Here is a 577-nt window from a genome sequence, read left to right as displayed (position 1 = left end):
TCCCCCGCCGGATCGGCACTCACCCAGCGTTGCAACCACGGCGCGTAATAACGCAGCCCATAGTAATAGAGCCCGCTGACATCCATTTCCTTGCCCGAATAACGAACGGTCTTGTAGCTGACCTCCAGTGCCGAGTCCGCCGTCAGCCAGGCCGTGCCACCAAACGGGTAATAGCCTTCGTGGCTGATCAGTCGGGCCTGTTGGTCGAGTTCCATCACGCTGGAGCCTAAATGATCATCAAGGCTGTAACGCAGCTGATCGGCCTCGATCTCGTCGGGTCGGCCACTGACCCAGTGCAGGCAGCGCACGCTGCCACGGCCGCCCGGAGCGGTGATCACGTGCAACTCTTCGCCGTTGTCGCGTTTGCGGATCTCCAGCCCTGGGAGGTAAATCACTTCGTGGAAATGGCTGGTCGCTGCGGTATGGGTGTCGTGGCGTTTGTAGACCCGTGCGCCATGGCTGTAGCGATAGGTTTCTTCATCGTTGGCGGCATCGTCGCGTTCGACCAGCGTCACCGATGCCAATTGGTCACGGTTGTTCCAGCGCAAGTCCTGTCCCGGGTGCAAGGCCTGGAGAT

The 577-nt window shown here is 60.5% G+C and carries 1 protein-coding gene; it reads right to left on the bottom strand.

Annotation, left to right across the window (positions count from 1 at the left end; all coding sequences use genetic code 11):
- The coding region (locus FQ185_RS30090; RefSeq protein ID WP_149420606.1) for an RHS repeat-associated core domain-containing protein at window positions 1-577 on the bottom strand (577 nt) is incomplete at both ends.

Source organism: Pseudomonas sp. ANT_H12B, from assembly GCF_008369325.1.
Taxonomy (GTDB): Bacteria; Pseudomonadota; Gammaproteobacteria; order Pseudomonadales; family Pseudomonadaceae; genus Aquipseudomonas.
Note: the sequence above shows the minus strand (reverse complement) of the source record. Positions and strands in the feature narration are given on the sequence as shown.